A 9,761-nucleotide genomic window follows, 5' to 3' on the forward strand; every position below is an offset into this window, starting at 1 on the left:
GGGATCGGGATCCCCGCGGCCGTGGGCGCCGCCCCCGGCGGGCGGGGGGCGGCGCTGGCCGCGCTGGTGCGCGCCTTCTCCCCGGTGGCGCTGATAGGCGCGGGAACCGCGGCGGCCACGGGAGTGGTCAGCGCGCTCTTCCACCTGGGAGCCCCGGCCGAGCTGTGGGCCACCGCCTACGGCCGCGCGCTCCTGGTGAAGCTGGCGCTGCTGGCGCTGGCCGCCGCGGCCGGCGCGTACAACTGGCGGCGGGTCACCCCCGCCTTGGGGAGGGAGGGCGCCGACCGGCGGCTCCGCGCCGCCGTAGGGGCGGAGGTGGGCCTCGGTGTGCTGGTGGTACTGGCGACGGCGCTGCTGGTGGGGCTCCCCACCCCCTGACCGTCCCGCGCCGCGAGGACGCGAACATCCTGGCGCATCGCGCGGCGGGCACGTAGCTTGACGTCTTTTCCGGAATCCAGGCACTCACCTGCGGCACGCTGACACCGGGTCGCATCGCCCGCGGGAGCGGGCCGCTGAATCCGCGGCTCGCCGGGCGCACCCGCTGCACCGACCCGTCCACCCGTCACCGACACCCCGATGGCACAGACCCCCAGGAATTCCTCGTCCGCCACGGTGGCGCCCCCGGCGCCGCACGGACACTCATCGCACGACACCGGGTTCTTCGGGCACCCGCGCGGGCTGGCGACGCTGTTCTTCACCGAGATGTGGGAGCGGTTCTCGTTCTACGGGCTCCGCCCCCTCCTGGTGCTCTTCATGGCCGCGGCGCTGGCCGAGGGCGGCTTCGGGTTCAGCCGCGACCAGGCCTCCGCCATCGTCGGCATCTACGGCGCCTTCGTGTACCTGGCGTCGCTCCCGGGCGGCTGGGTGGCAGACCGCCTCCTCGGGCTGCGGCGGGCCATCTGGTGGGGCGCGGTGCTGATCACCGGGGGGCACCTCTCCATCGGCCTGTCCGGGCTGGCGGGGGCGGGGACCTCGGGGAAGGTGTTCTTCTTCCTGGGACTGGTGCTGATCGTGATGGGGACGGGGCTCCTCAAGCCCAACATCTCCGCCATCGTCGGCGAGCTGTACCCCATGGGGAGCGAGGAGGCCAGCGCCCGCCGCGACGCCGGCTTCTCCATCTTCTACATGGGGATCAACATCGGCGCCTTCTTCGGGCAGCTCATCACCGGGGCGCTCGGCGAGATGGTGGGGTGGCACTACGGCTTCGGCGCGGCCGGCGTCGGCATGGCGGTGGGCCTGATCGTCTACACGCTCCGCGCCCGCAAGACGCTGGGCGACATCGGCATGGAGCCCCCCCGGCACCCGGACCCCGCGGTCCAGCGCCGGCAGGAGGGACAGGTCAGGCTCTTCATCGTGGGCCTGGTGGTCGTGATCGCCGCCCTCTTCGTGCTGGCGGCCACCGGGACGGTGGCGCTGAACGCGCAGGTGATCGGCCAGAACATGACCTTCGTGCTGGTGGGGCTGGCCGCCGCGTTCTTCGGCTACGTGTTCCTGTTCGGCGGGCTGGGCGGCGACGAGCGGAAGCGCGTGGCCGTGATCGTGGTGCTCTTCGTCTTCGCCGCGGTCTTCTGGAGCGCCTTCGAGCAGGCGCCCACCTCGCTGAACCTGTTCGCAGCGGACTTCACCGACCGCATGGTGGGAGGCTTCGAGATCCCGGCCGTGTGGTTCCAGTCGGTGAACTCGCTCTTCATCGTCCTGCTGGCGCCCGCCTTCGCGGCGCTCTGGGTGGCGCTCGGGAGGCGCAACGCGGACCTTTCCAGCCCGGCCAAGTTCGCGCTCGGCCTCTTCTTCGCGGGGCTCGGGTTCTTCCTGATGATCTTCGCCGCCAACCGCGTGGTGGAGAGCGGCGGCCAGTTCCTGGTGTCCCCCTGGTGGCTGGTGGGGAGCTACTTCTTCCAGACGGTGGGCGAGCTCTGCCTCAGCCCCGTGGGGCTCTCGTCCATGACCAAGCTGTCGCCGCGCAAGTACGCGGGGCAGATGATGGGGATCTGGTTCCTGGCTTCCGCGGTGGGGAACCTGATCGGCGGCCTCGTGGGCGGACGCGTGGACCCCGAGAAGCTGGAGCAGATGCCGGAGCTCTTCACCACCACCACCGTCCTCCTGATGGCCGCCGCGGTGGTGCTGGCGCTGCTCGCCATCCCCATCCGGCGGATGATGGCCCGCACCGGGCGAGACCCGGCCGCGGCAACCTGAGCTTCGCCCTCCGGGAACGGGACGGGGCGCTCCCCTCGGGGCGCCCCGTCTGCGTTCGCGGGCAGGAACGGACCCTGCAGCGCGGCACCGGTGACCGACGTCCGTTGTTCCGAGCCGGGGGTGCGCCATGCAGAACATGACCGACGAAGAGATCGCAGCCGAGCTCCAGCGGCGTGGGCTGGAGGTGGAGTACCTCCGGGAGCTGGCGGCGGCGCTGGGCTTCGCGGAGGAGGAGGGGTGGACCGAGGAGGTCTTCCTCGCCATCGAGGTGGCGGAGATGACGGTGCGGCGCCGCGCCGCGCTGCGGACGCTGGAGATGGGGCGGGAGTAGGCCGTCCCGCGGGAAACTATTGACACTCCCGCCGCGTAGCTACAGAGTAGACGAGACCTCTACATCCGCTGGCCGCATGTTCCACGTAGACCCCGGCGACCCAACCCCGGTCGAGGCGCAGCTCGTCCGCACCATCCGCTCCGCCGTGGGCGCGGGGCTGCTGGAGCCGGGCGACCCCCTCCCCACCGTCCGGCAGCTCGCCGTGGAGCTGCGGGTCAACGCCAACGCCGTGGAGAACGCGTACGCGGAGCTGCGGGCGCAGGGGGTGCTGGAGGACCGTCCCGGGAAGGGGACCCGGGTCCGCTCCGCCCGCGAGGCGATCCGCCGGGAGGAGCTGTACCTGGAGCTGGCCGCGCTGGAGGACTCGTTCCTCCGGGAGGCCGCGGCGCTCGGCTTCTCGCTCGACGACGTAATCATCCACCTCGACCAGCGCCGCAGCGCGTAGGAGGTTCCCATGGCCGCTACCGACCTGGTGCCCGTCCGTCCGAACCTGCCGGTTCCCAAGGCCCCCCGCGCCAACATCCTGGCCGCGCTCAGCCTGGCCGCGCCCTCCCTGGCGGGCGTCGCCGTAACTGCGGCGACCGGGAGCGCCCTCGCCACGCTCGCGGGGGTGGGGGTGGGGCTGGTGGCGGCGCTCTCCCCCAAGATCGCCCGGCAGTGGGAGCGTGCCGTGGTGCTTCGCTGGGGGCGCTACGTGGGGCTCAAGGGCCCCGGCCCCTTCTGGATCATCCCCTTCGTGGACACCATCCCCGCCTGGATCGACCAGCGCACCGTCACTACCAGCTTCGCCGCGGAGGAGACGCTGACCTCCGACACCGTCCCAGTGAACGTGGACGCGGTGCTCTTCTGGACGGTGTACGACCCGGAGAAGGCGGCCCTGGAGGTGCAGGACTATGCCCAGGCGGTGAGCTGGGCGGCGCAGACCGGGCTCCGCGACATCATCGGCCGCACCTCGCTCACGGAGCTGCTGCGCGGGCGCGAGCGGATCGAGAAGGAGCTGCAGGCGCTGATCGACGAGCGCACGACCCCCTGGGGCGTCACGGTGCACTCGGTGGAGATGCGCGACGTGGTGATCCCGGCCTCGCTGCAGGACGCCATGTCGCGCGAGGCGCAGGCGGCACGCGAGAAGCAGGCGCGCATCATCCTGGGCGAGGCGGAGGTGGAGATCGCCCAGCTCTTCGCGAAGGCGTCGGAGGCGTACCGGCAGAACCCCACCGCCCTGCAGCTGCGGCAGATGAACATCCTCTACGAGGGATTGAAGCAGAAGGGCGGGATGATGGTGGTCCCCAGCAGCATCGTGGACTCCATGGGCCCGGCCGGGGTGATGAGCGCCGCCGCGCTCGCCAGGCAGGCGGAGGCGGACCGGAGGGCGCAGCCGGAGCTGCGGGTGGTCGAGGAGTAGCAGGCGCGGGATACCAACGCGAGAACGGCCGCCGGGCGGGTGCCCGGCGGCCGTTCCTCTTCCTGCGCGGTGAGGCTCCTACCGCGTCGTCTCGCCGACGGGCCGCTCCTCCGGGGGGATGTTCTGCGCGTCTTCCCGCTCGGAGAGCATCCCGAAGGCGATTGCCAGCAGGAAGACCAGGACGATCACGCCCACCAGGAGGCCCCCCGAGCGGAACCGTCTTGCCGGCGGCTGTCCGTCCATGCTCCCTCCTTGCGCAACGCGACTTCGGCGCCGCCGGGCTACTCCCCGTACGGCACCCAGATGTTCTTGACCTGGGTGGCCTGCCGGAGGAACTCGCGCCCCTCCCCCTGCTCCGCGTCCAGCCAGTCGCGCCCGCGGCCGTAGCCCACCCAGGTGCGCTTCATGTTGCCGGCGGAAAGGCGCTCCACGGTCCCGCTCCCCTCCGCCGTCCCGAAGTACCAGATGCCGTCCACGTCGTCGTGCGCGGCGAGCGTCTCCGTCAGCTCCTCGCGCATGCCGGTGACGATGTTCACAACGCCGCCCGGCACGTCGGAGGTGTCCAGCACCTGGTAGAAGTCGGTCGCCGCCAGCGGGAAGCGCTCCGAGGGCACGGCGACCACGGTGTTGCCCACCGCGACGGCCGGGGCCACCAGCGAGACGAAGGCCAGGAGCGGCGCCTCGTCCGGGCAGGCGATCCCCAGCACGCCGATGGGCTCGTTCATCGCCAGGGTGACGTTGCGGAACGGGGTGTGGTGCACCAGGCCGTCGTACTTGTCCGCCCACGCCGCCCAGGTGTACAGGCGGCGGATGGACGCCTCCACCTCGCGCGCGGCCGCGGCCTCGTCGCCGCTCCCCTGCGCCAGCCTGCGGGCGAACTCCTCCGCGCGAGCCGCCAGGTTCTCGGCCACGTAGAAGAGCACCTGCGCCCGGTTGTGGGCCGTGGACTTCGCCCACTTCGCCGCCTTGTGCGCCGCCTCCACCGCGTTGCGGACGTCCTTGCGGTTCCCCCGCCCCACCTCGCCCAGGTGACGCCCGTCCCCGCCGCGCACCGGGAGCGAGTACCCCGAGTCCGGGCGCGCCTGCTTCCCGCCCACGTACAGCTTCGCCGTCCGGTCGATCGGCGGCGGCCCGCCGTTGCCGGAGTGCGAGAGTGCGGAAGTGCGTGCGTGCGGGAGTGCACCCTCCGCGGCCCCGGCATCGCCGTCCGACTTCCGCACCTTCGCACCGCGCGCCTTCGCAGCTTCCTCCCACGCCGGCTTCACGTACTCCCACAGCCCCTCCCGCCCGCCCTCACGGCCGAAGCCGCTCTCGCGGTAGCCGCCGAAGCCGGAGGCCGCGTCGAACACGTTGGTGCAGTTGATCCACACCGTCCCCGCCACCACCTTGGGGGCCACGTCCAGCGCGAGGTTGACGTTCTCCGTCCAGACGCTGGCGGCCAGGCCGTAGCGGGTGTTGTTGGCCAGCTCGACGGCCTCGCCGGGGGTGCGGAAGGTCATCAGCACCACCACGGGGCCGAAGATCTCCTCCTGCGCGATCACGGACGAGGGGCTCACGTCGGTGAAGAGCGTCGGCGGGTAGAAGCACCCCTCCTCCGGGCAGCTCCAGGAGGGCTGCCACAGGGTGGCGCCCTCGGCCTCGCCCTGGCGGACCAGCCCTTGGATCTTCTCCAGCTGCTGCGGGGAGTTGATGGCGCCGATGTCCACCGCCTTGTCCAGCGGGTCGCCCACGCGCAGCATCTCCATCCGCGCCCGCAGCTTCGCCACCAGCCGCTCGGCGATCCCCTCCTGCGCCAGGATCCGCGAGCCGGCGCAGCACACCTGTCCCTGGTTGAACCAGATGGCGTCCACCACGCCCTCGACCACGCTGTCCAGGTCGGCGTCCTCGAAGACGATGAAGGGCGACTTGCCGCCCAGCTCCAGCGACAGCTTCTTCCCGCTCCCCGCCGTGGCGATGCGGATGATCCGCCCCACCTCGGTGGAGCCGGTGAAGGCGATCTTGTCCACGTCGGCGTGCTCCACCAGCGCGGCGCCGGTGCGCCCGTCGCCGGTCACCACGTTGAGCACGCCGGGGGGGAGCCCCGCCTCGCGGCAGACGTCGGCGAAGAGGAGCGCGGTGAGCGAGGTGAACTCCGCCGGCTTGAGCACCACGGTGTTCCCCATCGCCAGCGCGGGCGCCACCTTCCACGCGAGCATCAGGAGCGGGAAGTTCCAGGGGATGATCTGCCCCACCACGCCCACGGGGACCTGCCCCGGGAGCTCGCTCTCCATGAGCTGCGCCCACCCGGCATGGTGGTAGAGGTGCCGCGCCACCAGCGGGATGTCGATGTCGCGCGACTCGCGGATGGGCTTGCCGTTGTCCAGCGACTCCAGCACCGCGAAGAGGCGCGAGTGCTTCTGGACCTGGCGCGCCAGCGCGTACAGGTAGCGCGCCCGCGTGTGCCCGCCGAGCGCCTTCCAGCCCGGGAGCGCCGCGCGCGCCGCGCGGACCGCCGCGTCCACGTCGTCCGCGCCGCCCTGCGCCACCCGCGCGAGCGTCTTTCCATCGGCGGGGTTGGTGGTCTCGAAGTACTCCCGCGCCCTGGGCTCGCGCCACTCCCCGGCGACGAACAGCTTCATCGTGCGGTCCCGCTCTTCCAGCCAGCGGTTCGCCAGGGACACGCTCTCCGGCGCGGGGCCGTATTCCATGGTCTCGAAGATCTCGGCGATGCTGCTCATGTGGAACCGCGTCGTGTCAGGGGTCAGTTTCCGACGAAAGGGAGGGGATCCGCTGCTCGCCCATCCCGATGAATTCCTCTGCCTGAGCGATGAGCCGCCCGGCATCCTCCCGCGTGAAGCCTGTGTCGACTCCGTAGTCACCCGTGTTCCGTGCGGATGCCGCGTCAATAAGGTACCGGTGGAACTCGGCGGGCACGACCCCCTGTCGGGCAATGCGCTGTCCGAACGCCGCGTGCACGGCGGAGTGCTTCGAGAAGCTCAGCCCCTTCCCGGCGAGGAAGGCCTCCGCGACATAGAACATAGCATAATAGGCCCGAGAAACCGCGAAATCGTACATGCCGCCATCCGCCAGGAGAACCGCGGCATCGACGCTCTTCTTGGCCTTCTCCAGCAACGCACGCTGCACCTCGGTCATACGGCGACTCCCTCGCGCCGGACGTTCAGGAGGAAGGGTGACTGCTCTTTCCGGTATCGCTCCGCGGAGGTGAAGACACGTGCGATGTCCAGCCCGGACCGGAGAGACAATTCCCCGACGATCTCGCTCGTCCTCTGGATCTCCTCCCAGGGCCGCACCTCCCCCCGGAGCACCACCAGCACATCGACATCCGACTCCGGGGTGGCATCGTCCCGCGCGTGGGAGCCGAACAGGACCACCTGTTCCAAACGATCTCCGTACAGTTCCTCCAACCGGGAGCGCAGCTCTTCCAGGATCCGGGACACACGCTCGGTCACGCGCTCCTCCAGTCTCGCCGTTTCGCCGGGATCGCTCAAGGGACAATGTAGTGCAGCAGCCGGGGAGTCTCAACGTGCCCGCCCCCGAGTCCCGCCCCGTGGTTCGGTAGATGCATCGCTCGCCGCACCCGGCAGACGGCGCGGGCCCCAAAAACGGGAGCGCACGGAGATGGAAGGAACGCGAGAGACGATCTCCCGCATCGAGCCGCTTGCGGACGCGGTGGTGGACGCCGCGACGGCGCTGAAGGCGGCCATCCGGACCGCCTGCGAGCACGGGCTGACCGTGCGGGTGGACGTGCAGGAGGAGTTCAGGGACGGCGACGACGAGCCCGTCCCGCTGGTCCGCGCCCGCATCTCCAGGCGGATCGCGTGAGCGGGGAGGCAGGCGGGGGCTTCCACGACCACTTCTCGGGGGTGGCGGGGGAGTACGCGCGCTTCCGCCCCGGCTACCCGCCCGCGCTCTTCGACTGGCTGGTCGAGCGCGCCCCGGGCCGCGCCCTCGCCTGGGACTGCGCCACCGGGAGCGGCCAGGCCGCGCTCGCCCTGGCGGAGCGCTTCGCGCGCGTGGTGGCGACGGACGCGAGCGCGGAGCAGGTGGCCCACGCCCGCACGCACCCGCGGGTGGAGTACCGCGTCGCGCCGGCGGAGCGGAGCACCCTGGAGCCCGCGTCGGCGGACCTCGTGACCGTCGCGCAGGCGCTGCACTGGTTCGACGTCCCGGCCTTCTTTCGCGAGGCGCGGCGCGTGCTGCGCCCCGGGGGGCTGCTCGCCGCCTGGTGCTACGCCGGCCTCACCCTCTCCGACGCCGCGCTGGACCGGGTCTTCGGCGATTTCTACGACTGCCTGCTGGGGCCGTACTGGCCCCCGGAGCGGGCGCTGGTGGAGGAGGGGTACGCGTCGGTGGACTTCCCCTTCGCGGAGCTGGCGCCCCCGCCGCTCGCCATGGAGGCCGAGCTGACGCTGGACGGACTGGCGGGCTACCTCCGCACCTGGTCCGCGACGCAGCGGTACATGGCCGCGCACGGCCGCGACCCCGTGGCCGGCGTCGTGGAGGAGCTGCGCCCCGCCTGGGGCGACCCCGCCGCACGGAGGCGCGTCCGCTGGCCGCTCGCCATCCGCGCGGGGTACGCCGCGGCGGAGTAGCGGCGCCCCTCGCCTTGAGACGGCGCCGACCCGGCGGTAGCTTGGCGCCCCCGAAGCGGCTCACACGCACCCACAAAACGATGACCGGCGACACCCCCGTCTGGGACGACCACCCCTGGCCCGGCCTCCCGCGCCTGGAAGCGGACGTGGACGCCGACGTGTGCGTGGTGGGGCTGGGCGGCTCCGGGCTCGCCTGCGTGGGGGAGCTGCTGGATCTGGGCGTGCACGTGGCGGGGATCGACGCCGGCCCGGTGGCGGGGGGCGCGGCCGGTCGCAACGGCGGCTTCCTCCTGGCGGGGACCTATCCCTTCTATCACGACGCCGTCGAGCGGTACGGCCACGCGCGGGCGCTGCGCCTCTACCGGCTCACGCTGGGGGAGATGGACCGGATCGCGGCGGAGGTACCGGAGGCGGTCCGGCGCGTCGGCTCCCTGCGCGTCGCCAGCTCGCCCGAGGAGGAGGAGGACTGCCGCGCCCAGCTCGACGCGATGCGCGCCGACGGGCTCCCCGTGGAGCCGTACGACGGGCCGGAGGGGCGGGGCCTGCGCATCCCCACGGACGGCGCGTTCCAGCCGCTGCTCCGTGCCCGCACGCTCGCCCGCCGCGCCGCCGGGCGGGGCGCCCGCCTCTTCGAGGGCTCCCCCGCCCTGTCCATATCGGGAACCGAGGTGGCGACGCCGCGCGGGACGGTCCGCTGCGGCGCCGTCGTCGTGGCGGTGGACGGCCGGCTGGAGCGCGTCCTACCGGAGCTGGCCGGCCGGGTGCGGACGGCGCGGCTGCAGATGCTCGCCACCGCGCCGACCGCGGAGGTCCGCGTACCGTGCCCGGTGTACGCCCGCTGGGGGTACGAGTACTGGCAGCAGCTCCCCGACGGCCGGGTCGCCCTGGGCGGCTTCCGCGACCGGGCCGGGGATGCGGAGTGGACCGACTCGGTCGAGCCGTCGCCGCGCGTGCAGGAGATGCTGGAGCGCTTCCTCCGGGAGGGGATCGGGGTCCGCGCCGCCCCGGTGACCCACCGCTGGGCGGCGTCGGTTGGGTACACGGCGGACGGGCTCCCGGTGCTGGAGGAGGTGCGGCCGGGGGTGTGGGCCGCGGGCGGCTACAGCGGCACCGGCAATGTGATCGGTGCGATCTGCGGGCGGGCCGCCGCGCAGCTCGCGGTGCGCGGCGGCTCGGCGCTGGCGGAGGCGTTCCGCGCGGACTGACGGCCGGGGCGGTATGGCACGGCAGCGGGGGCCCCGGG

Annotated in this window: 12 protein-coding genes; 8 read left to right on the top strand and 4 right to left on the bottom strand. The window is 72.6% G+C overall.

The window, feature by feature from the left end; genetic code table 11:
• The 5 genes from VGR37_22545 to VGR37_22565 form a co-directional block, all read left to right on the top strand.
• A partial coding sequence (locus VGR37_22545) for a CopD family protein (GenBank protein HEV2150195.1) occupies window positions 1-378 on the top strand: 378 nt, incomplete at its 5' end.
• A 198-nt stretch (window positions 379-576) separates the two neighbouring features.
• Window positions 577-2,193, top strand: a complete 1,617-nt coding sequence (locus tag VGR37_22550) for a peptide MFS transporter (GenBank protein ID HEV2150196.1) — start codon at window positions 577-579, stop codon at window positions 2,191-2,193.
• Window positions 2,194-2,329: 136 nt separating this feature from the next.
• Window positions 2,330-2,524, top strand: a complete 195-nt coding sequence (locus tag VGR37_22555) for a hypothetical protein (GenBank protein HEV2150197.1) — start codon at window positions 2,330-2,332, stop codon at window positions 2,522-2,524.
• Between the two features lie 76 nt (window positions 2,525-2,600).
• Complete coding sequence (locus tag VGR37_22560) at window positions 2,601-2,969, top strand: GntR family transcriptional regulator (GenBank protein ID HEV2150198.1); 369 nt, start codon at window positions 2,601-2,603, stop codon at window positions 2,967-2,969.
• 9 nt (window positions 2,970-2,978) lie between these two features.
• The gene (locus VGR37_22565) at window positions 2,979-3,926 is read left to right on the top strand and encodes a slipin family protein (GenBank protein HEV2150199.1); all 948 of its coding nucleotides are present in this window, start codon (window positions 2,979-2,981) and stop codon (window positions 3,924-3,926) included.
• Between the two features lie 78 nt (window positions 3,927-4,004).
• Here VGR37_22565 and VGR37_22570 read toward each other — a convergent pair whose 3' ends face one another.
• Genes VGR37_22570 through VGR37_22585 form a run of 4 tightly spaced genes read right to left on the bottom strand, consistent with a single transcriptional unit; the run spans window position 4,005 to window position 7,375 of the window.
• A complete protein-coding gene (locus VGR37_22570; protein ID HEV2150200.1) occupies window positions 4,005-4,169 on the bottom strand; it encodes a hypothetical protein in 165 nt (54 codons plus the stop codon).
• Window positions 4,170-4,207: 38 nt separating this feature from the next.
• Entirely contained in the window at window positions 4,208-6,643 is a 2,436-nt protein-coding gene (locus tag VGR37_22575) for an aldehyde dehydrogenase family protein (GenBank protein ID HEV2150201.1), read from the bottom strand.
• Between the two features lie 16 nt (window positions 6,644-6,659).
• Window positions 6,660-7,058, bottom strand: coding sequence for a HEPN domain-containing protein (locus tag VGR37_22580; GenBank protein ID HEV2150202.1), 399 nt, complete (start codon window positions 7,056-7,058; stop codon window positions 6,660-6,662).
• Window positions 7,055-7,375 (bottom strand): nucleotidyltransferase domain-containing protein, encoded by a 321-nt coding sequence (locus VGR37_22585; GenBank protein HEV2150203.1) that lies wholly within the window; start codon window positions 7,373-7,375, stop codon window positions 7,055-7,057. Before VGR37_22585 ends, VGR37_22580 begins: the two co-directional genes overlap by 4 nt.
• Before the next feature lie 169 nt (window positions 7,376-7,544).
• Here VGR37_22585 and VGR37_22590 point away from each other — a divergent pair, with 169 nt between their 5' ends.
• The 3 genes from VGR37_22590 to VGR37_22600 all read left to right on the top strand — a co-directional run bounded on the left by VGR37_22590 (window position 7,545) and on the right by VGR37_22600 (window position 9,723).
• Window positions 7,545-7,748: a hypothetical protein gene (locus VGR37_22590; GenBank protein HEV2150204.1), complete on the top strand. Its 204-nt coding sequence runs from the start codon at window positions 7,545-7,547 to the stop codon at window positions 7,746-7,748.
• Window positions 7,745-8,518 (top strand): class I SAM-dependent methyltransferase, encoded by a 774-nt coding sequence (locus VGR37_22595; protein ID HEV2150205.1) that lies wholly within the window; start codon window positions 7,745-7,747, stop codon window positions 8,516-8,518. The genes VGR37_22590 and VGR37_22595 overlap by 4 nt, the downstream gene beginning before the upstream one ends.
• Window positions 8,519-8,598: 80 nt before the next feature.
• Window positions 8,599-9,723, top strand: a complete 1,125-nt coding sequence (locus tag VGR37_22600; protein ID HEV2150206.1) for an FAD-binding oxidoreductase — start codon at window positions 8,599-8,601, stop codon at window positions 9,721-9,723.
• The last annotated feature ends 38 nt before the right edge of the window (window positions 9,724-9,761 follow it).

This window comes from Longimicrobiaceae bacterium, from assembly GCA_035936415.1.
GTDB lineage: Bacteria > Gemmatimonadota > Gemmatimonadetes > Longimicrobiales > Longimicrobiaceae > JAFAYN01.